Here is a 21,373-nt window from a genome sequence, read left to right as displayed (position 1 = left end):
TGACCGAAAACATAACTATCATATGCTTTTCTTATGCCTATAAGAAAAATAATGTACCGCACAACAACATCACAACAATTGCAAAAACCATAACAATGGGGATTCTCAGGATGAACAAGAAGGGTAAAGCGTTACTGGCAGGATGTATCGCGTTGGCATTCAGCACGATGGCTCATGCAGATATTAAAGTGGCTGTTGTCGGCGCAATGTCCGGTCCGGTAGCACAATACGGCGACCAGGAGTTCACTGGCGCAGAACAAGCGGTTGCAGACATTAATGCCAAGGGCGGTATCAAAGGCGAAAAACTGCAAATCGTAAAATATGACGATGCCTGCGATCCGAAACAAGCGGTAGCTGTTGCGAACAAAGTGGTAAACGACGGGATTAAATACGTTATCGGCCACCTGTGCTCCTCTTCCACTCAGCCAGCGTCTGATATCTACGAAGACGAAGGTATTCTGATGATCACCCCGGCGGCAACTGCACCGGAACTGACCGCGCGTGGCTATAAGCTGACCCTGCGTACCACCGGTCTGGACTCTGACCAGGGCCCAACCGCAGCGAAATACATTCTGGAAAAAGTGAAGCCGCAGCGTATCGCGATCGTTCACGATAAACAGCAATACGGTGAAGGCCTGGCGCGTGCCGTACAGGACAACCTGAAGAAAGCGAACGCTAACGTGGTGTTCTTCGACGGTATCACTGCCGGTGAGAAGGACTTCTCCACGCTGGTGGCGCGTCTGAAGAAAGAGAATATCGACTTCGTTTACTACGGTGGCTACCACCCGGAAATGGGCCAGATCCTGCGCCAGGCACGTGCTGCCGGCCTGAAAACTCAGTTCATGGGTCCAGAAGGTGTGGCAAACGTGTCTCTGTCTAACATCGCTGGTGAGTCTGCTGAAGGCCTGCTGGTGACCAAACCGAAGAACTACGACCAGGTTCCTGCGAACAAACCAATCGTAGACGCCATCAAAGCGAAGAAACAGGATCCAAGTGGTGCGTTCGTCTGGACCACCTACGCGGCACTGCAATCATTGCAGGCGGGCCTGAACCAGTCAGCCGATCCGGCTGAAATCGCGAAATACCTGAAAGCGAATACCGTAAATACCGTTATGGGACCGCTGTCATGGGATGAGAAGGGCGATCTGAAAGGCTTCGAGTTCGGCGTGTTTGACTGGCACGCAAACGGTACGGCGACTGACGCCAAATAAAAGCAAAAAAGGCAACGTAAGTTGCCTTTTTTTATGTGTTCTCCCTCTTGGGAGAGGGCCGGGGTGAGGGCATCAGGCCGCACATATCAGGCCGCACAAGAGAAACCTAGCGCTTTTCCCACCCATTTTCCTGCGCCGTAAACCCTAACGCCTGCATAAACGCGGCCATCACGCTGCGGTCTTCTACGCCCACGTCGGCCATCCACCAGGAGGTCACGCTCGGGTTTTCGCGGATCACTTCTTCAATTAAATACTGCCCCACACCGCGACGGCGGGTGACGTCACGCACGCGCAGGGAATCGAGCGCCCCTTCTGTCCCGCTCAGCGTCACGCGCACGGCGGCGAGCAGACGCTCGTTAAAGCGTGCGGCATAAATACGGTGCGTCTCGTCAACGGTCAGTGACGAAGGGGAATATTCCGGCCAGATCTTGCCCAGGTCGATATGATCCTGATCGCTAAAGGTCACCAGACGGATGATAGTCAGTTTCATTAGCTGCTTGTCCAAATCAAAAAGAGTACGGGCAGTGTACTCAATTTATTCAGCCAGCGGCTTCCTCTTATTAAACCATTTACCAGGCGATTAGTTTTTCGGCGTCACAATGTGCAGTTCGAAAACGCATGGATCGAAAAACAAGCAGAATTTTAACCTAAATAGCAGTGTTTTATTCGGCGCTTTGTACCGTTATTTTATGCTGCAAACCGTACTTTTATTTGTTTATCTCTGCCTGATTTCAGAATATTATCTTTGCTTAATCGCCTGAAAAATAGAGATTTTAGTCTGGTTTTTGACAAAAAACTGCGCTAAACCATTAAAGGCACTGGTAAAAATAGCGTTGTTCATTAAAAGTACAGAATGCTTTTTAACCATAATAAAACAAAATATATACATAACATCACGAATGGGGATTCAGAGATGAAAAGGAACGCGAAGACGTTAATCGCGGGGATAGTTGCACTGGCGATTTCACATGCAGCTATGGCGGAAGATATTAAAGTTGCTGTGGTAGGCGCAATGTCCGGTCCGGTTGCCCAGTGGGGCGATATGGAGTTCAACGGCGCGCGCCAGGCGATTAAAGACATCAATGCCAAAGGCGGTATCAAGGGCGACAAACTGGTCGGGGTGGAATATGACGATGCCTGCGATCCGAAACAAGCTGTCGCGGTCGCCAACAAAATCGTTAACGACGGCATTCAGTACGTCATCGGCCATCTTTGCTCCTCATCCACACAACCTGCGTCTGATATCTATGAAGACGAAGGCATTCTGATGATTACTCCTGGTGCGACGAACCCGGAACTGACTCAGCGCGGTTACCAGCACATCATGCGTACCGCCGGTCTGGACTCCTCCCAGGGGCCAACGGCCGCCAAATTTATCCTCGAAAACGTCAAGCCAAAGCGCATTGCCATTATTCATGACAAGCAGCAATACGGCGAAGGCCTTGCGCGCTCCGTACAGGATGGCCTGAAAAAAGGCGGCGCGAACATTGTGTTCTTTGATGGCATTACCGCAGGTGAGAAAGACTTCTCCGCGCTGATTGCCCGTCTGCAAAAAGAAAATATCGACTTCGTCTATTACGGTGGCTACTACCCGGAAATGGGCCAGATGTTACGCCAGGCGCGCGGCACCGGTCTGAAAACCCAGTTTATGGGCCCGGAAGGGGTAGGCAACGCGTCACTCTCTAACATCGCAGGTGATGCGGCGGAAGGGATGCTGGTGACGATGCCAAAACGCTATGACCAGGATCCGGCGAATAAGACTATCGTAGATGCACTCAAAGCGCAGAAGAAAGATCCGAGCGGTCCGTATGTGTGGATCACCTATGCTGCCGTGCAGTCTCTGGCAACCGCACTGGAACGTACCGGCAGCAAAGAACCGCTGGATTTAGTGAAAGATTTAAAAGCGCACGGGGCGAACACCGTGATTGGGCCGCTGAACTGGGATGAGAAAGGCGATCTGAAGGGATTTGAGTTTGGTGTCTTTAAGTGGCACGCCGACGGTTCGTCTTCGGTCGCCAAATAATTATCCCACCGCCCGGGCGTCCGGGCGGGTATAAAAAGGTTTGCATATGTCCGAGCAGTTTCTCTATTTCTTGCAGCAGATGTTTAACGGCGTCACGCTGGGAAGCACCTACGCGCTGATCGCCATCGGTTATACGATGGTTTACGGTATTATCGGCATGATCAACTTCGCCCACGGCGAGGTGTACATGATCGGTAGTTATGTCTCCTTTATGATCATCGCCGCGCTGATGATGATGGGTATCGACAGTAGCTGGCTGCTGGTCGCTGCCGGGTTCGTGGGGGCGATTGTGATTGCCAGCGCTTACGGCTGGAGCATTGAGCGGGTGGCCTACCGGCCGGTGCGTAGCTCCAAGCGTCTGATTGCGCTGATCTCTGCCATCGGGATGTCCATCTTCCTGCAAAACTACGTCAGCCTGACCGAAGGTTCGCGCGATGTGGCGCTGCCAAGCCTGTTTAACGGCCAGTGGATTGTCGGGGCAAGCGACAACTTCTCTGCGTCGATTACCACCATGCAGCTGGTTATCTGGATTGTCACCTTTGTTGCGATGCTGGCACTGACCTTGTTCATTCGTTATTCCCGCATGGGGCGCGCCTGCCGTGCCTGTGCGGAAGACCTGAAAATGGCGAGCCTGCTTGGCATCAACACTGACCGCGTGATTGCACTGACCTTTGTGATTGGTGCGGCGATGGCGGCGGTGGCTGGTGTACTGCTCGGCCAGTTCTATGGTGTTATCAACCCGTACATCGGCTTTATGGCTGGGATGAAAGCCTTCACCGCAGCGGTACTGGGCGGTATCGGCAGTATTCCTGGTGCGATGATTGGCGGCCTGATCCTCGGCGTGGCTGAAGCACTCTCCTCGGCGTATCTGAGCACTGAATATAAAGATGTGGTGTCGTTTGCCCTGCTGATTCTGGTTCTGCTGGTAATGCCTACCGGTATTCTGGGTCGTCCGGAGGTAGAGAAAGTATGAAACCGATGCATTTTGCAATGGCGCTGCTCTCTGCCGCCATGTTCTTCGTACTGGCGGGCGTCTTTATGGGCGTTCAGTTAGAGCTGGATGGCACTAAGCTGGTGGTGGATACCGCCGCCGACATCCGGTGGCAGTGGGTGTTTATCGGCACGGCGGTAGTGTTCCTGTTCCAGCTGCTGCGTCCGGTATTCCAGAAGACACTGAAAAACGTCTCTGGCCCGAAATTCGTTCTGCCGGCTATCGACGGTTCAACCGTTAAGCAGAAACTGTTCCTCGTGGCGCTGCTGGTGGCGGCTGTCGCGTGGCCGTTTGTGGTATCGCGCGGTACGGTAGACATTGCCACCCTGACTATGATCTACGTGATTCTCGGCCTGGGTCTGAACGTGGTTGTAGGTTTGTCTGGCCTGCTGGTACTGGGTTACGGCGGTTTCTATGCCATCGGTGCCTACACCTTTGCGTTGCTGAACCACTATTACGGCCTGGGATTCTGGACCTGTCTGCCACTGGCGGGGCTGGTCTCTGCTGCTGCGGGCTTCCTGCTGGGCTTCCCGGTACTGCGCCTGCGCGGTGACTACCTGGCGATTGTGACCTTAGGCTTCGGCGAAATCGTCCGTATCCTGCTGCTCAACAACACCGAAGTGACCGGTGGCCCGAACGGTATCAGCCAGATCCCGAAACCGACCTTCTTTGGTCTGGAATTCAGCCGTTCTGCCCGCGAAGGCGGCTGGGATACCTTCAGCAACTTCTTCGGTGTGAAATACGATCCGTCTGACCGTGTCATCTGGCTCTATCTGGTGGCGTTGCTGCTGGTGGTCATTACACTGTTCGTGATTAACCGTCTGCTGCGGATGCCGCTGGGCCGCGCGTGGGAAGCGTTGCGTGAAGATGAGATTGCCTGTCGCTCTCTGGGCCTGAACCCGACCCGCATCAAGCTGACGGCATTTACCATCAGCGCCGCGTTTGCCGGTTTTGCCGGAACGCTGTTTGCTGCGCGTCAGGGCTTTGTCAGCCCGGAATCCTTCACCTTTGCCGAATCTGCCTTCGTGCTGGCGATTGTGGTGCTCGGCGGGATGGGCTCGCAGTTCGCCGTTATCCTTGCAGCCATCCTGCTGGTGGTGTCGCGTGAGCTGATGCGTGACTTTAACGAGTACAGCATGTTGATGCTGGGTGGTTTAATGGTGCTGATGATGATCTGGCGTCCGCAGGGCTTGCTGCCGATGACCCGTCCACAGTTGAAGCTGAAAAACGGGCAAGCTAAAGGAGAGCAGGCATGAGTCAGCCATTATTATCCGTTAACGGTCTGATGATGCGTTTTGGCGGCCTGCTGGCGGTCAACAACGTCTCTCTGGATCTGCACAAAAAAGAGATTGTCTCCCTGATTGGCCCGAACGGCGCGGGGAAAACCACGGTCTTCAACTGCCTGACCGGTTTTTATAAACCAACGGGCGGCACCATCATGCTGCGTGACCAGCACCTTGAGGGGCTGCCGGGCCAGCAGATTGCGCGTATGGGCGTGGTGCGTACCTTCCAGCACGTGCGTCTGTTCCGCGAAATGACGGTGATTGAAAACCTGCTGGTGGCGCAACATCAGCAGCTGAAATCCGGTCTTTTCTCCGGTTTGCTGAAAACGCCAGCCTTCCGCCGCGCGCAGAGCGAAGCGCTCGACAGAGCGGCCACCTGGCTTGACCGTATCGGCCTGCTTCAGCACGCTAACCGTCAGGCGAGCAACCTGGCCTACGGTGACCAGCGTCGTCTTGAAATCGTTCGCTGCATGGTGACCCAGCCGGAAATCCTGATGCTTGATGAACCGGCGGCCGGTCTGAACCCGAAAGAGACTAAAGAGCTGGACGAGCTGATTGCCGAGCTGCGCGATCATCACGACACCACAATCCTGCTGATTGAGCATGATATGAAGCTGGTGATGGGCATTTCCGATCGTATCTACGTGGTAAACCAGGGCACGCCGCTGGCAAACGGGACGCCGGAACAGATCCGCAACAACCCGGACGTGATCCGCGCATACCTTGGTGAGGCATAAGATGGAAAAAGCGATGTTAACGTTCGACAAGGTCAACGCGCATTACGGCAAGATTCAGGCGCTGCACGATGTCAGCCTGCATATCAATCAGGGCGAAATCGTCACCCTGATTGGTGCCAACGGCGCGGGTAAAACCACGTTGCTCGGCACCCTGTGTGGCGATCCGCGTGCAACCAGCGGGCGGATTGTGTTTGATGGCAAAGATATTACCGACTGGCAGACCGCCAAAATCATGCGAGAAGCAGTGGCGATTGTCCCTGAAGGGCGTCGTGTGTTTTCGCGTATGACGGTGGAAGAGAACCTGGCGATGGGTGGCTTCTTTGCCGATCGTGACCAGTATCAGACCCGCATTAAGTGGGTGTACGAACTCTTCCCGCGCCTCTGGGAGCGCCGTATTCAGCGTGCGGGCACCATGTCCGGCGGTGAACAGCAGATGCTGGCAATTGGCCGTGCGCTGATGAGCCAGCCACGTTTGCTTCTGCTTGATGAACCGTCGCTCGGTCTTGCGCCGATCATCATCCAGCAGATTTTCGACACCATCGAACAGCTGCGTAAAGAAGGGATGACCATCTTCCTTGTTGAGCAGAACGCCAACCAGGCGCTGAAGCTCGCTGACCGCGGCTACGTGCTGGAGAACGGCCACGTCGTGCTATCCGATACCGGCGATGCGCTGCTGGCCAACGAAGCGGTGCGGAGTGCGTATTTAGGCGGCTAATCGCGTTTCCCCTCACCTTAACCCTCTCCCTCGGGGAGAGGGAACCGATCGCTGTTCTCCCTCTCCCCGTGGGAGAGGGCCGGGGTGAGGGCACCAGACCGCACCTAACCACGCACCCAATCCCCTTCACACAACCATCATCCCTCTGACGCTTTGTTGTCATCATTCTGTAAATAAACAGTTATTTTTCTGTCATTCGAGCATGTCATGTTACCTCGCGAGCATAAAACGCGTGATATCGCGCATCCGGCACAATAAGAGAGATGACAATGACATCGTTACGACACACAGCTTTGGGTCTGGCAATTGGTCTGGCTTTTGCGACGAACGCAATGGCTGTCACCACCATTCCGTTCTGGCATTCCATGGAAGGGGAGTTGGGTAAAGAAGTTGACTCCCTGGCGCAACGTTTCAACGACACCCACCCGGATTACAAAATTGTGCCGGTGTACAAAGGTAACTACGAGCAGAGCCTGAGCGCGGGTATCGCTGCCTTCCGTACCGGTAACGCACCTGCACTGTTACAGGTTTATGAAGTGGGCACCGCCACCATGATGGCCTCTAAAGCCATTAAACCAGTGTATGAAGTGTTCAAAGACGCGGGTATCAACTTCGACGAATCCCAGTTCGTGCCGACCGTTTCCGGTTACTACACCGATTCCAAAACCGGCCACCTGCTGTCTCAGCCGTTTAACAGCTCCACCCCTGTTCTGTACTACAACAAAGATGCCTTCAAGAAAGCCGGTTTAGATCCAGAGCAGCCACCAAAAACCTGGCAGGATCTGGCTGAGTACACCGCGAAGCTGAAAGCCGCAGGGATGAAGTGTGGTTATGCGAGCGGCTGGCAGGGCTGGATCCAGATTGAGAACTTCAGCGCCTGGCATGGCCTGCCGGTTGCTACCAAAAACAACGGTTTCGACGGCACTGACGCGGTACTGGAGTTCAACAAACCAGAGCAGGTGAAACACATCGCTCTGCTTGCCGATCTGAACAAGAAGGGCGATTTCAGCTACTTCGGCCGTAAAGACGAATCCACCGAGAAGTTCTACAACGGTGACTGCGCCATTACCACTGCCTCTTCCGGCTCGCTGGCGGATATCCGTCATTACGCCAAATTCAACTACGGCGTGGGCATGATGCCATACGACGCTGACGTGAAAGGCGCACCGCAGAACGCCATCATCGGCGGGGCAAGCCTGTGGGTGATGCAGGGTAAAGACAACGGGACTTACAAAGGCGTTGCCGAGTTCCTGGACTTCCTGGCGAAGCCAGAAAATGCCGCCGAATGGCACCAGAAGACCGGTTATCTGCCAATCACCAAAGCCGCGTATGAGCTGACCCGTCAGCAGGGCTTCTATGACAAGAACCCGGGTGCGGATATCGCCACGCGTCAGATGCTGAACAAGCCGCCATTGCCGTTCACCAAAGGTCTGCGTCTGGGCAACATGCCGCAGATCCGTACCATCGTCGATGAAGAGCTGGAAAGCGTGTGGACCGGTAAGAAAACGCCACAGCAGGCACTGGATTCAGCAGTAGAGCGTGGTAACCAGCTGCTGCGCCGCTTTGAGCAGTCGACTAAATCGTAATTAATACTAATCCCCCTCACCCTAACCCTCTCCCCTTTGGGGAGAGGGCCGGGGTGAGGGGCCACCTAACGCTGAGCTAAACTATGTCCTCATCCCGTCCGGTGTTCCGTTCGCGCTGGCTGCCCTATCTGCTGGTCGCGCCGCAACTGGTCATCACCGTTATCTTCTTTATCTGGCCTGCGGGCGAAGCGCTGTGGTACTCGGTACAAAGCGTTGATCCATTTGGACTTTCCAGCCAGTTCGTTGGCCTGGATAACTTCGCTACCCTGTGGCACGACAGCTACTACATCGACGCCTTCTGGACGACGATCAAATTCAGCACCCTGGTGACCGTGAGCGGCCTTGTCGCCTCGCTGTTCTTCGCCGCACTGGTGGATTACGTGGTGCGCGGCAGCCGTATTTATCAAACCCTGATGCTGCTGCCATACGCCGTTGCACCCGCCGTGGCCGCCGTATTGTGGATCTTCCTGTTTAACCCAGGGCGCGGGCTGATTACCCATTTCCTGGCGGAATTTGGCTACGACTGGAACCATGCGCAGAACAGCGGCCAGGCGATGTTCCTGGTGGTGTTCGCCTCCGTGTGGAAGCAGATCAGCTATAACTTCCTGTTCTTTTTTGCTGCGCTGCAATCCATTCCGCGCTCGCTGGTTGAAGCGGCCGCGATTGATGGCGCAGGCCCGATCCGTCGCTTCTTTAAGCTGGCGCTGCCGCTGATCGCCCCGGTGAGTTTCTTCCTGCTGGTGGTCAACCTGGTTTACGCCTTCTTCGACACCTTCCCGGTGATCGATGCCGCCACTGCCGGTGGCCCGGTGCAGGCGACGACCACGCTTATCTATAAGATCTACCGCGAAGGTTTCGCGGGCCTGGATCTCTCGGCCTCCGCCGCGCAGTCCGTCGTGCTGATGTTCCTTGTCATCATCCTCACGGTGGTGCAGTTCCGTTATGTCGAAAGTAAGGTGCGCTACCAATGATTGAGAACCGTCGCGGGCTGACGATTTTCAGCCATACCATGCTGATTCTGGGCATCATCGTCATTCTGTTCCCGCTGTACGTGGCCTTTGTCGCCGCCACGCTCGATACCAAAGCGGTGTTCGACACTCCAATGACGCTGATCCCGGGCGGGCATCTGTTCGAGAACATGAAAACCATCTGGACCCAGGGCGTGGGCGCCAATAGTGCGCCATTCTGGCTGATGATGCTCAACAGCTTCATCATGGCGTTCGGCATCACGGTGGGCAAAATTGTGGTGTCGATGCTCTCGGCCTTTGCCATCGTCTGGTTCCGCTTTCCACTGCGTAACCTGTTCTTCTGGATGATCTTCATCACCCTGATGCTGCCGGTGGAAGTGCGTATCTTCCCGACGGTGGAAGTGATCGCCAACCTGAAGATGCTGGACAGCTACGCGGGCTTAACCCTGCCGCTGATGGCCTCGGCGACCGCCACCTTCCTGTTCCGCCAGTTCTTTATGACCCTGCCGGACGAACTGATTGAAGCCGCGCGTATCGACGGTGCTTCGCCGATGCGCTTCTTCCGCGACATCGTGCTGCCGCTGTCGAAAACCAACCTCGCGGCGCTGTTTGTGATCACCTTTATCTACGGCTGGAACCAGTACCTGTGGCCGCTGCTGATTATCCAGGACGTCAACCTCGGCACTGCCGTGGCGGGTATCAAAGGCATGATCGCTACTGGCGAAGGCACCACCCTCTGGAACCAGGTGATGGCGGCAATGCTGCTCACCCTTATCCCCCCGGTCGTTATCGTTTTAGCCATGCAACGTGCGTTTGTGCGTGGTTTAGTGGACAGTGAGAAATAAGATGGCAGGCTTAAAATTACAGGCAGTAACCAAAAGCTGGGACGGCAAAACCCAGGTTATTCAGCCGTTAACGCTCGACGTGGCGGACGGAGAATTTATCGTGATGGTCGGCCCGTCCGGCTGCGGTAAATCGACGCTGCTGCGTATGGTAGCGGGGCTTGAGCGTGTGACATCCGGTGATATCTGGATTGACCGCCAGCGTGTTACCGAGATGGAGCCGAAAGACCGTGGCATCGCGATGGTGTTCCAGAACTACGCGCTCTATCCGCACATGAGCGTGGAAGAGAACATGGCCTGGGGGCTGAAAATCCGCGGTATGGGTAAAAGCCATATCGATGAGCGCGTCAAAGAAGCGGCCCGTATTCTGGAGCTGGATGGCCTTCTCAAACGCCGCCCGCGCGAGCTTTCCGGTGGCCAGCGTCAGCGCGTGGCAATGGGCCGTGCCATCGTGCGTGACCCCGCGGTTTTCCTGTTTGATGAACCGCTCTCAAACCTGGATGCCAAGCTGCGTGTGCAGATGCGCCTTGAGTTGCAACAGTTGCACCGTCGTCTGAAAACGACGTCCCTGTACGTGACCCACGACCAGGTTGAAGCGATGACGCTTGCCCAGCGCGTGATGGTGATGAACAAAGGTATTGCTGAACAGATTGGCACCCCGGTGGAAGTGTATGAAAAACCGGCCACCCGCTTTGTGGCGAGCTTTATCGGCAGCCCGGCAATGAACCTGCTGGAAGGGCGTATCAGCAGCGCGGGTACCCATTTTGAACTGGAAAGCGGTATGGCATTGCCCGTCAACTGGTACTATCGTGGCTACGCCGGGCGTAAAATGACGCTCGGGATCCGCCCGGAGCATATTGGCTTAACCTCTCAGGCGGAAGGCGGCGTGCCGCTGGTGATGGACACGCTGGAGATGCTGGGTGCAGATAACCTGGCGCACGGACGTTGGGGCGAGCAAAAACTGGTGGTGCGTCTGGCACATCAGGAACGCCCTAAAGCAGGCAGCACTCTGTGGCTGCATCTGCCGGAAAATCACCTGCACTTATTTGACGGTGAAACAGGACAACGTATATGAGTAACTGGCCTTATCCCCACATCGTCGCCCACCGTGGCGGCGGTAAACTTGCGCCGGAAAACACCCTGGCGGCCATCGACACCGGAGCGCGTTACGGTCACACGATGATCGAGTTCGACGCCAAGCTGTCGAAAGACGGTGAAATTTTCCTGTTGCACGATGACAACCTGGAGCGCACCAGCAACGGCTGGGGCGTGGCGGGTGAGCTGCCGTGGCGCGACCTGCTGAAAGTGGATGCCGGAAGCTGGTACAGCGGCGAGTTCAAAGGCGAACCGCTGCCGCTGCTGGCGGAGGTGGCTGACCGCTGTCGTCAACACGGGATGATGGCCAACATTGAGATCAAACCGACCACCGGCACCGGGCCGATAACCGGCAAGGTGATTGCCCTGGCCGCACGCGAACTGTGGGAAGGGATGACCGCGCCGTTGCTCTCGTCGTTTGAAATTGACGCGCTGGAAGCGGCTCAGGCAGCCGTACCGGAACTGCCGCGCGGGTTACTGCTGGATGAATGGCGTGATGACTGGCACGAGCTGACCACGCGTTTAGCCTGCGTGTCAATTCACCTGAAACACAGGCTGCTGAATGAGGCGCGGGTGAAGATGTTAAAAGCGGCGGGGCTGCATATTCTGGTCTACACCGTCAACAAACCCCAGCGTGCAGCCCAACTGCTGCGCTGGGGTGTGGATAGCATCTGTACCGATGCCATTGACCTGATTGGCCCGGATTTTAATTCTGCGGATTATTAAGCATACTGCCGTTCGACTGCGACGGCAGCATATGCTGCTGTCCGCTACTCTGCGTTGTTCCCCCGCCTAACATGCCGCCGTTTTGATTTGGTAGCGGTTGTTCACGAACCTGACCCTGCTGAATGCGCTGAGTATTGGCATTCATTTGATTTTGCAGGCTCTGCTGCTGGATCTGGGTTTGCGTTTTCAACTGCTGGTTGAGCATCCCCTTTTGTTGCTGCTGTTGGCCCATCATCTCGGTTTGCATACGCTGCTGGCTCGGAATGACATAGCCCGGTTGGTTCGGGTTATTCATGGTGTTGAGTGGCTGTGCAAGTGCGGCAAAAGGTAATAATGCGGCCAGGATCATTAATCGTTTCATGGTTGTTTCCTCCCTCTGAGGCTTTTCTTAAGTTTACCTCGGATCCAGCATAACAATGATTTTTTAGGAGTTGTGAACCAGGCTTAACCCGGGAATATGGATCCCATCACCTGGAGAACAATAAATATGAAACCAACGTATTTGCGCTGGATTGCAATCGCGGCGTTAATGGCAGGCGGCACATTTAGCGTGGCGGCAAACCCGCCAGCCGCTCCGCCAGTGTCCTACGGCGTGGAAGAAGATGTGTTTCATCCCGTGCGGGCGACGCATGGCATGGTGGCATCAGTTGATGCGATGGCCACGCGAGTCGGCGTGGATATTCTCAGGCAGGGTGGGAACGCGGTAGATGCCGCGGTGGCGGTGGGTTACGCGCTGGCGGTGACGCACCCGCAGGCCGGTAACCTGGGCGGCGGCGGCTTTATGATGCTGCGCACCAAAGACGGTAAAACCACGGCCATCGACTTCCGCGAAATGGCGCCGAATCAGGCTTCCCGCGATATGTTCCTTGATGACCAGGGCAACCCGGACAGCAAAAAATCGCTGACGTCGCACCTGGCATCCGGCACGCCGGGTACGGTGGCGGGCTTCTCCCTAGCGCTGGAAAAATATGGCTCGATGCCGCTCAATAAAGTGGTGCAGCCTGCCATTAAGCTAGCGCGAGACGGCTTTGTCGTGAACGATGCACTGGCTGACGACCTGAAAACTTACGGCAGCGAAGTGATCCCGAATCATGAAAACAGTAAGGCCATCTTCTGGAAGGACGGCGAGCCGCTGAAAAAGGGCGACAAGCTGGTGCAGAAAAATCTGGCGAAAAGCCTGGAGCTGATTGCCGAGCACGGGCCGGATGCTTTCTACAAAGGGGCAATCGCTGACCAGATTGCCGAAGAGATGCAAAAGAACGGCGGGCTAATCACCAAAGCGGATCTGGCTGAGTACAAGGCGGTTGAGCGTGAGCCGATTAGCGGAAACTATCGTGGTTATCAGGTGTTCTCTATGCCGCCGCCGTCTTCTGGCGGGATCCACATCGTGCAGATCCTCAACATTCTTGAAAACTTCGATATGCACAAGTTTGGTTTCGGCAGTGCTGATGCCATGCAGGTGATGGCGGAGGCGGAAAAACGCGCCTACGCCGACCGTTCGGAATATCTCGGTGACCCGGACTTTGTGAAGGTGCCGTGGCAGGCGCTGACCAACAAAGCCTATGCCAAATCCATTGCTGATGAGATTGATATCAATAAAGCCAAACCGTCGAGCGAAATCCGCCCTGGCAAGCTGGCACCGTATGAAAGCAACCAGACCACCCACTTCTCGGTGGTGGATAAAGACGGCAACGCGGTGGCGGTGACCTATACGCTCAACACCACCTTCGGCACCGGGATTGTGGCGGGTAACAGCGGCATCCTTCTGAATAACGAGATGGATGACTTCTCCGCCAAACCGGGCGTGCCAAACGTCTACGGACTGGTGGGCGGCGATGCTAACGCCGTCGGGCCGAAGAAACGTCCGCTGTCGTCGATGTCTCCAACTATCGTGGTAAAAGACGGTAAAACCTGGCTGGTGACCGGCAGCCCTGGCGGTAGCCGCATTATCACGACCGTGCTGCAAATGGTGGTGAACAGTATCGACTTTGGGATGAACGTGGCGGAAGCCACTAATGCTCCGCGTTTCCACCATCAGTGGCTGCCGGATGAGCTGCGCGTCGAGAAAGGCTTTAGCCCGGACACCATCAAACTGCTTGAGCAGCGCGGACAGAAAGTGGCGGTGAAAGAGGCGATGGGCAGCACCCAGAGCATTATGGTTGGGCCGGACGGTGCGTTGTTTGGGGCATCGGATCCGCGTTCGGTGGATGATTTAACGGCGGGGTACTGATTGTTCCCCTCACCCCAAAGGGGAGAGGGGATTGCACGGTGCGATCTTTTCCCCCTCGCCCCTTTGGGGAGAGGGCTGGGGTGAGGGGGAAATGAGCTACTTCATTCGCGCCATATAATACGCATCCACATACTCGCCGTTACGCAGCGCGAATTTCTTGCCCGTACCCTCAATTTCAAAGCCAAATTTCCGGTACAACGCCAGCGCTGGCGGATTATCAGCAAACACCGTTAACTCAATACGGTCGATGCGCATCCAGTTGTCGCAAAGGTTGATCATCTCACGCATTAATGCACTGCCGACTCCGCGCCCCTGAGCCTGCGCGGCAACGCTGATACCAAAGGTTGCCACGTGGCTGCGGCGTGGGCTGGCTTCCACCTGAAGCGCCAGATCGCCGACAATCTTCTCATCGATACAGGCCACCAGACGCTTCTGGCCAGGCTTAGGATTAAGGCGCTCCTGCCAATGCTCAAGGGAAGGATGAGGTAGTTGTAGCGTGTCGTGATACACCTCCGGATGCATATAGTTGTGGCGTAATGCTTCGGCATCTTTCGGTTCAGCGTGGCGTATCACTATCTCACTCATTCCTTCGTCCTCTGTGGGTTAATGTCTCTTTCAACATCTGTGACTTTAAAATTTGAGTCAACCGCTATTTTTTGCAAAAAGTATTGGACAAGTGCGAATGAGAATGATTATTATTGCTCTGCATTCAGGAAGACCGCTACGGGAACCTGAAAGCACGACATTGCTCACATTGCTTCCAGTATTACTTTAGCCAGCTTCTAGCTGGCTTTTTTTTTGGGGTTTTGTTTCAGCCTGGCTTACTTGCCATTTTGCTCCCGGGAAGTGCTCGCAATCCTCACGTACTCTGTGTACGTTCCGGTTGCTGCGCGCTTGCCGTGAGCAAACTGCCTGCGACGCCGACGGCTGATGCGCGAACATCTGAAAGCTAGGGTGAGGGCAAAACTTGCGCTATGGTTGCACTCAGTAACCTTCCAAAAGGACTGAGCCATGACCCTACATTGCGCATTTATTGGATTTGGTAAAAGCACCACCCGGTATCACCTGCCGTATGTTCTCAACCGTAAAGACCGCTGGCACGTTGCCCACGTCTACCGCCGTAGCGCGAAACCTGAAGAGCAATCCCCGCAGTATTCCCATATTCATTTCACCAGCGATCTTGATGAAGTCCTAAACGATCCGCAGGTCAAACTGGTGATCGTTTGTACCCATGCTGACAGCCATTTCGACTACGCGAAACGCGCGCTGGAAGCCGGGAAGAACGTGCTGGTGGAAAAACCGTTCACCCCAACGCTTGCCGAAGCGAAAACCCTGTTTGCGCTGGCGAAAAGCAAAGGGCTGACCGTCACGCCATACCAGAATCGCCGTTTTGACAGCTGCTTCCTGACGGCGAAAAAGGCCATTGAGAGCGGTAAGCTCGGCGATATCGTTGAGATTGAAAGCCATTTCGATTACTTCCGCCCGGTGGCGGAAACCAAACCCGGCCAGCCGCAGGATGGCGCGTTCTATGGCCTGGGCGTACACACCATGGACCAAATCATCTCCCTGTTTGGCCGCCCGGGTAACGTGGCGTATGACATCCGCAGCCTGCGTAATAAAGCCAACCCGGACGATACTTTTGAAGCACAGCTGTTTTACGGCGACCTGAAGGCCATCGTCAAAACCAGCCATCTGGTGAAAATCGACTATCCGAAATTCATCGTTCACGGCACGAAAGGGTCGTTTATCAAGTACGGCATTGACCAGCAAGAAACCAGCCTGAAGGCCAATATCATGCCAGGCGACCCTGGGTTTGCCGCGGATGATTCCGTAGGCGTGCTGGAGTATGTGAACGACGACGGCATAACGGTCCGGGAAGAACTGACGCCTGAAATGGGCGACTATGGCCGCGTGTACGATGCCTTGTTTGACACCCTCAGCAACGGTGCGCCGAATTACGTCAAGGAAACTGAAGTTCTGACCAACCTTGAAATCCTTGAGCGGGCTTTTGAACAGGCTTCTCCTGCCACGATAACCCTCGCCAGATAAGTAAAAAAGGCTCCTCTGTGCTTGTTCATATTTTTTGAACAGAGGAGTCAATTTTCACCCTCTATGATCCCAGGCCGTTTGCGTCCACACTTACTCCATCGAAACGAACTGAGGGTGAAAACAATGATCTACTTACGCAAAGCAAACGAACGTGGTCACGCGAATCATGGCTGGCTGGACTCATGGCATTCATTCTCGTTTGCCGATTACTACGATCCGAATTTCATGGGCTTCTCGGCACTGCGCGTGATTAACGACGACGTGATCGACGCAGGCCAGGGCTTCGGTACTCACCCGCACAAAGACATGGAAATCCTGACTTATGTGCTGGAAGGGGCGGTTGAGCACCAGGACAGCATGGGCAACAAAGAACAGGTTCCGGCGGGCGAGTTCCAGATTATGAGCGCGGGTACCGGGGTGCGTCACTCTGAGTACAACCCAAGCAAAACGGAAAAACTGCACCTGTATCAAATCTGGATCATTCCAGAAAAAACCGGCATCACGCCGCGTTACGAACAGCGTCGCTTTGACGCAGAGCAGGGCAAACAGCTGGTGCTGTCCCCGGATGCGCGTGAAGGTTCGCTGAAAGTGAACCAGGATATGGAACTGTATCGCTGGGCACTCGCGAAAAACGAACAGTCTGTGCATCAGATTGCCGCCAACCGCCGCGTGTGGATCCAGGTGGTGAAAGGTGAAGTGACCATTAACGGTACCAAAGCCACCACGGCTGATGGTCTGGCAATCTGGGATGAGCAGGCACTGTCCGTTCATGCCGACAGCGAAAGCGAAATTCTGCTGTTCGATCTGCCGCCGGTTTAATAATTCATAAATAATTGCCCATCCTTCCCTGTGAAAGGGGAAGGATGGGCTTTGTCCGTGATAAACTGAGAAAATCTATCACTTAAGATTTCTCAGGACGATGAAAAAGAAACGCCCCGTACTTCAGGATGTAGCCGATCGCGTCGGTGTGACCAAAATGACGGTCAGCCGCTTTTTACGTAACCCGGAACAGGTTTCCGTGGCGTTGCGTGGCAAGATTGCCGCTGCCCTCGATGAACTGGGTTATATCCCCAACCGCGCACCCGATATTCTCTCCAACGCAACCAGCCGCGCGGTAGGTGTCCTGCTTCCTTCCTTAACCAACCAGGTTTTCGCCGAAGTATTACGCGGTATCGAAAGTGTGACCGATGCGTTTGGTTATCAGACCATGCTGGCACACTACGGGTACAAGCCAGAACTGGAAGAAGAACGTCTTGAATCAATGCTTTCCTGGAACATCGACGGCCTGATTTTAACGGAACGTACTCACACCCCGCGCACGCTGAAAATGATTGAAGTGGCCGGCATCCCGGTGGTGGAGTTGATGGACAGCCAGTCTCCTTGCCTCGATATTGCCGTCGGGTTTGATAACTTCGAAGCGGCGCGTCAAATGACGGCGGCGATCATCGCCCGCGGTCATCGCCATGTGGCCTACCTGGGTGCGCGTCTTGATGAACGTACTATCATCAAACAGAAGGGATACGAGCAGGCGATGCTCGACGCAAACTTAATCCCGTACAGCGTGATGGTAGAGCAATCCTCTTCCTACACCTCGGGTATTGAGCTGATGCGCCAGGCACGACGCGAGTATCCGCAACTGGACGGTATTTTCTGCACCAACGATGACCTCGCGGTGGGGGCGGCGTTCGAATGTCAGCGTCTGGGGCTGAAAATCCCTGATGATATGGCGATTGCCGGCTTCCACGGCCATGACATTGGTCAGGTGATGGAGCCGCGTCTGGCGAGCGTCCTGACACCGCGTGAGCGCATGGGGCGTATTGGCGCAGAACGCCTGCTGGCGCGCATTCGTGGCGAGGTCGTGACCCCTAAAATGTTAGATTTAGGTTTCACCTTGTCACCGGGTGGATCTATTTAACCTGACAAATTTGAAGTAGCTCACACTTATTCACTTCGCGCACGTTTGGATATTGCTTCTGTTTTGCCCCGGCAGGACAATGTTACCGATAACAGTTACCCGTAACAATTGACTGAGGGACTCCCTTTGAGCACGACTAATCATGATCACCACGTTTACGTCCTGATGGGCGTTTCCGGTAGCGGTAAATCTGCCGTCGCCAGCGAAGTGGCGCATCAACTTCATGCCGCGTTTCTTGATGGCGACTTCCTCCATCCGCGCAGCAACATCACCAAAATGGCCGCAGGCGAACCGCTGAATGACGACGACCGCAAACCGTGGTTGCAGGCGCTGAACGACGCCGCGTTCGCGATGCAGCGCACCAACAAAGTCTCTTTGATTGTGTGTTCCGCGCTGAAAAAAACCTACCGCGACCTGCTGCGTGACGGTAACCCGAACCTCTCTTTCATCTACCTGAAAGGTGATTTCGAGGTGATTGAAAGCCGCCTGAAGGCGCGCAAAGGTCACTTCTTCAAAACCCAGATGCTGGTGACGCAGTTTGAAGCGTTGCAGGAGCCGGGCGCGGATGAGAAAGATGTTTTAGTGGTTGATATCGATCAGTCACTGGAAGGTGTTGTTGCCAGCACCATCGAGGTTATTAATAAAAGGCAGTAAGTTGTGAGTACATTAACGCTTGTTTTAACAGCAGTAGGTTCTGTTTTGCTGCTGCTGTTTTTAGTGATGAAAGCGCGTATGCACGCTTTCGTTGCTTTGATGGTGGTTTCTATTGGTGCAGGTCTGTTTTCCGGGATGCCGCTCGACAAAATCGCAGCGACCATGGAAAAAGGGATGGGCGGCACGCTGGGCTTCCTGGCGATTGTCGTGGCACTGGGTGCGATGTTTGGCAAGATTTTGCATGAGACGGGCGCAGTCGATCAGATAGCCGTCAAAATGCTGAAATCCTTCGGGCACAGCCGCGCGCACTATGCAATTGGTCTGGCCGGTCTGATTTGCGCGCTGCCGCTGTTCTTCGAAGTGGCGGTGGTGCTGCTGATTAGCGTGGCATTCTCGATGGCGCGCCATACTGGCACCAACCTTGTGAAGCTGGTTCTTCCGCTGTTTGCGGGCGTGGCAGCTGCCGCAGCGTTCCTGCTGCCGGGGCCTGCACCGATGCTGCTGGCTTCCCAGATGCACGCTGACTTTGGCTGGATGATCCTGATTGGCCTGTGCGCGGCAATTCCGGGGATGATTATTGCCGGCCCGCTGTGGGGCAATTTCATCAGCCGTTACGTTGAGCTGCACATTCCTGATGACATTACCGAGCCGCATCTTGGCGAAGGTAAGATGCCGTCCTTCGGTTTCAGCCTGTCACTGATCCTGCTGCCGCTGGTGCTGGTGGGCCTGAAAACCATTGCTGCGCGCTTTGTTCCGGTCGGATCTTCCGCCTACGAATGGTTTGAGTTTATCGGCCATCCGTTCACGGCGATCCTGGTGGCGTGTCTGGTGGCGATTTACGGCCTGGCGATGCGTCAGGGGATGCCAAAAGACCGCGTGATGGAGATCTGCGGCGCGGCGCTGCAACCGGCGGGTATCATTCTGCTGGTGATCGGTGCCGGTGGCGTGTTCAAGCAGGTGCTGGTGGATTCCGGCGTGGGCCCGGCTCTGGGCGAAGCGCTGACCGGTATGGGTTTGCCGATTGCGGTAACCTGCTTCGTGCTGGCGGCTGCGGTGCGTATCATTCAAGGCTCTGCGACTGTGGCGTGTTTAACCGCCGTGGGCCTGGTGATGCCGGTGATTGAACAGCTGAACTACTCCGGTGCGCAGATGGCAGCGCTGTCTATCTGTATCGCGGGTGGGTCTATCGTGGTGTCTCACGTGAATGACGCAGGCTTCTGGCTGTTCGGTAAATTTACCGGCGCGACTGAAGCGCAAACCCTGAAAACCTGGACGCTGATGGAAACTATCCTCGGCACAACAGGTGCGATTGTCGGGATGATTGCGTTTACGTTGTTGAGCTAACTCCGGTTTTCTCCCTCTCCCTGTGGGAGAGGGCCGGGGTGAGGGCATCAGGCCGCAGAGATTGGATTTTGTCGGGTGGCGGCTTCGCCTTACCCGACCTACAAAAACCCTACGTCCTGTAGGCCGGGTAAGCGCTAGCGCCACCCGGCTTTTTTACAGCTGCACGATGCCTTCCGTTGTGCGCAGCCAGCGCGGCGCTTTCAGCGTATCGCTGTATAACCCCACTAAGCCCTGCAACAAATCACCCGCCACTCTTTCATCACTTTTTGACAGCGTTCGAGCTAACAGCAACTGCGTTAGCAGCTGGCAGTATCTCCCCAGTTGATCCAATTCCGGCTCGAAGACCGGTACATCCAGCGGCAGGTCATCCACCGTCAGTCTGGCTTTTACATGTTCCGGAACAGGTTCAAGCAGCGTGGGCTGGAGCAGAGCGAGGCAGGCAGAGAGCCGTCCGCATAGCGCCATCTTTTGTGCCGGATCTTCACATTCAACCAGCACATCTACGAATCGCTCGCAGTTGTCCGCCAGCGCGGTGAAATCGGTGGTGTGATCGAATGGGGTGGTGAATAAAGAGTGAGAAAAGCCAGGGGTAGTAGTCATATGACCGCCTCCAAAGAGTAGTTTTTATCCACCACTGGAGAGGCTAATCTCGCTGGTGGCGGAACCGAGCAGGGTTAGCCTTACCGGCCTCTTCGGATACCGGCGCGTCTTGCGACGCCCCCGCTCGGCCCACCCTTGGAGTGTAGCTAAGCGTGCGACACAAAAATACTTGCGTCACCGAAGAAGTAAGGCAGGAGGCTAATCCTGACGCCTGATTTTGCAGGCGCGGCAAGAAGATACTGCTTTGCCATAAGGGTGGCAAGAGAGGCTCTGGAAGGCGGCTCGCAAAACGAAGGATTATTATTGATGAGTGCGGTCTGGTGCCATTACCCCGGCCCTCTCCCACAGGGTTGAGGAATCCCCACAAAAATACGAGCACGGACAACTCCCTCTCCCCTTGGGAA

Annotated in this window: 21 protein-coding genes; 17 read left to right on the top strand and 4 right to left on the bottom strand. The window is 55.2% G+C overall.

The genetic code is table 11. The features are described from left to right. The first annotated feature begins 110 nt into the window (after nt 1-110). Nucleotides 111-1,211, top strand: coding sequence for a branched chain amino acid ABC transporter substrate-binding protein LivJ (gene livJ / locus M987_RS04305; protein ID WP_074392736.1), 1,101 nt, complete (start codon nt 111-113; stop codon nt 1,209-1,211). A gap of 106 nt (nt 1,212-1,317) precedes the next feature. Here the strand turns inward: livJ and panM are convergent, their stop codons facing one another. Beyond that, nucleotides 1,318-1,701, bottom strand: coding sequence for an aspartate 1-decarboxylase autocleavage activator PanM (gene panM, locus M987_RS04300; protein WP_014072162.1), 384 nt, complete (start codon nt 1,699-1,701; stop codon nt 1,318-1,320). A gap of 423 nt (nt 1,702-2,124) precedes the next feature. Here panM and livK point away from each other — a divergent pair, with 423 nt between their 5' ends. The 10 genes from livK (at nt 2,125) to ugpQ (ending at nt 12,177) form a co-directional block, all read left to right on the top strand. Continuing rightward, complete coding sequence (livK, locus tag M987_RS04285; RefSeq protein WP_014072161.1) at nt 2,125-3,234, top strand: high-affinity branched-chain amino acid ABC transporter substrate-binding protein LivK; 1,110 nt, start codon at nt 2,125-2,127, stop codon at nt 3,232-3,234. Nucleotides 3,235-3,280: 46 nt separating this feature from the next. Continuing rightward, complete coding sequence (livH, locus tag M987_RS04280) at nt 3,281-4,207, top strand: high-affinity branched-chain amino acid ABC transporter permease LivH (RefSeq protein ID WP_014072160.1); 927 nt, start codon at nt 3,281-3,283, stop codon at nt 4,205-4,207. Then, a complete protein-coding gene (gene livM, locus M987_RS04275; protein ID WP_014072159.1) occupies nt 4,204-5,481 on the top strand; it encodes a branched chain amino acid ABC transporter permease LivM in 1,278 nt (425 codons plus the stop codon). The genes livH and livM overlap by 4 nt, the downstream gene beginning before the upstream one ends. Beyond that, the gene (livG, locus tag M987_RS04270; protein ID WP_014072158.1) at nt 5,478-6,245 is read left to right on the top strand and encodes a high-affinity branched-chain amino acid ABC transporter ATP-binding protein LivG; all 768 of its coding nucleotides are present in this window, start codon (nt 5,478-5,480) and stop codon (nt 6,243-6,245) included. Before livM ends, livG begins: the two co-directional genes overlap by 4 nt. A 1-nt stretch (nt 6,246) precedes the next feature. Continuing rightward, a complete protein-coding gene (livF, locus tag M987_RS04265; protein ID WP_014072157.1) occupies nt 6,247-6,960 on the top strand; it encodes a high-affinity branched-chain amino acid ABC transporter ATP-binding protein LivF in 714 nt (237 codons plus the stop codon). Nucleotides 6,961-7,229: 269 nt separating this feature from the next. Further along, nucleotides 7,230-8,546 (top strand): sn-glycerol-3-phosphate ABC transporter substrate-binding protein UgpB, encoded by a 1,317-nt coding sequence (ugpB, locus tag M987_RS04260; RefSeq protein ID WP_014072156.1) that lies wholly within the window; start codon nt 7,230-7,232, stop codon nt 8,544-8,546. A gap of 83 nt (nt 8,547-8,629) precedes the next feature. Further along, nucleotides 8,630-9,517, top strand: a complete 888-nt coding sequence (gene ugpA, locus M987_RS04255) for a sn-glycerol-3-phosphate ABC transporter permease UgpA (protein ID WP_014072155.1) — start codon at nt 8,630-8,632, stop codon at nt 9,515-9,517. Next, the gene (gene ugpE, locus M987_RS04250) at nt 9,514-10,359 is read left to right on the top strand and encodes a sn-glycerol-3-phosphate ABC transporter permease UgpE (RefSeq protein ID WP_014072154.1); all 846 of its coding nucleotides are present in this window, start codon (nt 9,514-9,516) and stop codon (nt 10,357-10,359) included. The genes ugpA and ugpE overlap by 4 nt, the downstream gene beginning before the upstream one ends. A 1-nt stretch (nt 10,360) precedes the next feature. Then, complete coding sequence (locus M987_RS04245) at nt 10,361-11,431, top strand: sn-glycerol-3-phosphate import ATP-binding protein UgpC (protein ID WP_014072153.1); 1,071 nt, start codon at nt 10,361-10,363, stop codon at nt 11,429-11,431. After that, nucleotides 11,428-12,177 carry a glycerophosphodiester phosphodiesterase gene (gene ugpQ / locus M987_RS04240; protein ID WP_014072152.1) on the top strand — a complete coding sequence of 250 codons (750 nt, stop codon included), beginning with the start codon at nt 11,428-11,430 and terminating at the stop codon, nt 12,175-12,177. Before M987_RS04245 ends, ugpQ begins: the two co-directional genes overlap by 4 nt. On the opposite strand, the gene M987_RS04235 is transcribed toward ugpQ, so the two are convergent. Beyond that, complete coding sequence (locus M987_RS04235; RefSeq protein ID WP_014072151.1) at nt 12,158-12,538, bottom strand: DUF2756 family protein; 381 nt, start codon at nt 12,536-12,538, stop codon at nt 12,158-12,160. The genes ugpQ and M987_RS04235 overlap by 20 nt on opposite strands. A 126-nt stretch (nt 12,539-12,664) precedes the next feature. On the opposite strand from M987_RS04235, the gene ggt reads away from it, so the two are divergent. Continuing rightward, nucleotides 12,665-14,407, top strand: a complete 1,743-nt coding sequence (ggt, locus tag M987_RS04230; protein ID WP_014072150.1) for a gamma-glutamyltransferase — start codon at nt 12,665-12,667, stop codon at nt 14,405-14,407. A gap of 96 nt (nt 14,408-14,503) precedes the next feature. On the opposite strand, the gene yhhY is transcribed toward ggt, so the two are convergent. Then, complete coding sequence (gene yhhY / locus M987_RS04225; RefSeq protein ID WP_014072149.1) at nt 14,504-14,992, bottom strand: N-acetyltransferase; 489 nt, start codon at nt 14,990-14,992, stop codon at nt 14,504-14,506. A gap of 426 nt (nt 14,993-15,418) precedes the next feature. Between yhhY and M987_RS04220 the strand changes: the two genes are divergently transcribed. The 5 genes from M987_RS04220 (at nt 15,419) to gntU (ending at nt 20,369) form a co-directional block, all read left to right on the top strand. After that, nucleotides 15,419-16,456 (top strand): oxidoreductase, encoded by a 1,038-nt coding sequence (locus M987_RS04220; protein WP_014072148.1) that lies wholly within the window; start codon nt 15,419-15,421, stop codon nt 16,454-16,456. Nucleotides 16,457-16,579: 123 nt separating this feature from the next. Then, the gene (locus M987_RS04215; protein ID WP_014072147.1) at nt 16,580-17,275 is read left to right on the top strand and encodes a pirin family protein; all 696 of its coding nucleotides are present in this window, start codon (nt 16,580-16,582) and stop codon (nt 17,273-17,275) included. Between the two features lie 100 nt (nt 17,276-17,375). After that, nucleotides 17,376-18,371: a gluconate operon transcriptional repressor GntR gene (gene gntR / locus M987_RS04210; protein WP_014072146.1), complete on the top strand. Its 996-nt coding sequence runs from the start codon at nt 17,376-17,378 to the stop codon at nt 18,369-18,371. A gap of 126 nt (nt 18,372-18,497) precedes the next feature. Further along, nucleotides 18,498-19,025 carry a gluconokinase gene (gene gntK, locus M987_RS04205; RefSeq protein WP_014072145.1) on the top strand — a complete coding sequence of 176 codons (528 nt, stop codon included), beginning with the start codon at nt 18,498-18,500 and terminating at the stop codon, nt 19,023-19,025. Between the two features lie 3 nt (nt 19,026-19,028). Beyond that, entirely contained in the window at nt 19,029-20,369 is a 1,341-nt protein-coding gene (gene gntU, locus M987_RS04200; RefSeq protein ID WP_014072144.1) for a gluconate transporter, read from the top strand. 153 nt (nt 20,370-20,522) lie between these two features. Here gntU and M987_RS04195 read toward each other — a convergent pair whose 3' ends face one another. Further along, nucleotides 20,523-20,969 (bottom strand): hypothetical protein, encoded by a 447-nt coding sequence (locus M987_RS04195; RefSeq protein ID WP_014072143.1) that lies wholly within the window; start codon nt 20,967-20,969, stop codon nt 20,523-20,525. Nucleotides 20,970-21,373: the final 404 nt, after the last annotated feature.

Source organism: Enterobacter soli ATCC BAA-2102 (assembly GCF_001654845.1).
GTDB classification, from domain to species: Bacteria; Pseudomonadota; Gammaproteobacteria; order Enterobacterales; family Enterobacteriaceae; genus Enterobacter; species Enterobacter soli.
The sequence above is the reverse complement of the archived record's forward strand: the minus strand, read 5'-3'. Positions and strand labels throughout refer to the sequence as shown.

Bases quoted from the DNA above. Each gene is read 5' to 3' on its own strand.
- ugpE (WP_014072154.1), top strand. From the start codon at position 9,514: ATGATTGAGAACCGTCGCGGGCTGACGATTTTCAGCCATACCATGCTG.
- gntR (WP_014072146.1), top strand. From the start codon at position 17,376: ATGAAAAAGAAACGCCCCGTACTTCAGGATGTAGCCGATCGCGTCGGT.
- livH (WP_014072160.1), top strand. From the start codon at position 3,281: ATGTCCGAGCAGTTTCTCTATTTCTTGCAGCAGATGTTTAACGGCGTC.
- M987_RS04235 (WP_014072151.1), bottom strand. From the start codon at position 12,538: ATGAAACGATTAATGATCCTGGCCGCATTATTACCTTTTGCCGCACTT.
- M987_RS04195 (WP_014072143.1), bottom strand. From the start codon at position 20,969: ATGACTACTACCCCTGGCTTTTCTCACTCTTTATTCACCACCCCATTC.
- ggt (WP_014072150.1), top strand. From the start codon at position 12,665: ATGAAACCAACGTATTTGCGCTGGATTGCAATCGCGGCGTTAATGGCA.
- panM (WP_014072162.1), bottom strand. From the start codon at position 1,701: ATGAAACTGACTATCATCCGTCTGGTGACCTTTAGCGATCAGGATCAT.
- livG (WP_014072158.1), top strand. From the start codon at position 5,478: ATGAGTCAGCCATTATTATCCGTTAACGGTCTGATGATGCGTTTTGGC.
- livF (WP_014072157.1), top strand. From the start codon at position 6,247: ATGGAAAAAGCGATGTTAACGTTCGACAAGGTCAACGCGCATTACGGC.
- ugpA (WP_014072155.1), top strand. From the start codon at position 8,630: ATGTCCTCATCCCGTCCGGTGTTCCGTTCGCGCTGGCTGCCCTATCTG.
- yhhY (WP_014072149.1), bottom strand. From the start codon at position 14,992: ATGAGTGAGATAGTGATACGCCACGCTGAACCGAAAGATGCCGAAGCA.
- livM (WP_014072159.1), top strand. From the start codon at position 4,204: ATGAAACCGATGCATTTTGCAATGGCGCTGCTCTCTGCCGCCATGTTC.
- ugpQ (WP_014072152.1), top strand. From the start codon at position 11,428: ATGAGTAACTGGCCTTATCCCCACATCGTCGCCCACCGTGGCGGCGGT.
- M987_RS04220 (WP_014072148.1), top strand. From the start codon at position 15,419: ATGACCCTACATTGCGCATTTATTGGATTTGGTAAAAGCACCACCCGG.
- M987_RS04245 (WP_014072153.1), top strand. From the start codon at position 10,361: ATGGCAGGCTTAAAATTACAGGCAGTAACCAAAAGCTGGGACGGCAAA.
- livK (WP_014072161.1), top strand. From the start codon at position 2,125: ATGAAAAGGAACGCGAAGACGTTAATCGCGGGGATAGTTGCACTGGCG.
- ugpB (WP_014072156.1), top strand. From the start codon at position 7,230: ATGACATCGTTACGACACACAGCTTTGGGTCTGGCAATTGGTCTGGCT.
- M987_RS04215 (WP_014072147.1), top strand. From the start codon at position 16,580: ATGATCTACTTACGCAAAGCAAACGAACGTGGTCACGCGAATCATGGC.
- livJ (WP_074392736.1), top strand. From the start codon at position 111: ATGAACAAGAAGGGTAAAGCGTTACTGGCAGGATGTATCGCGTTGGCA.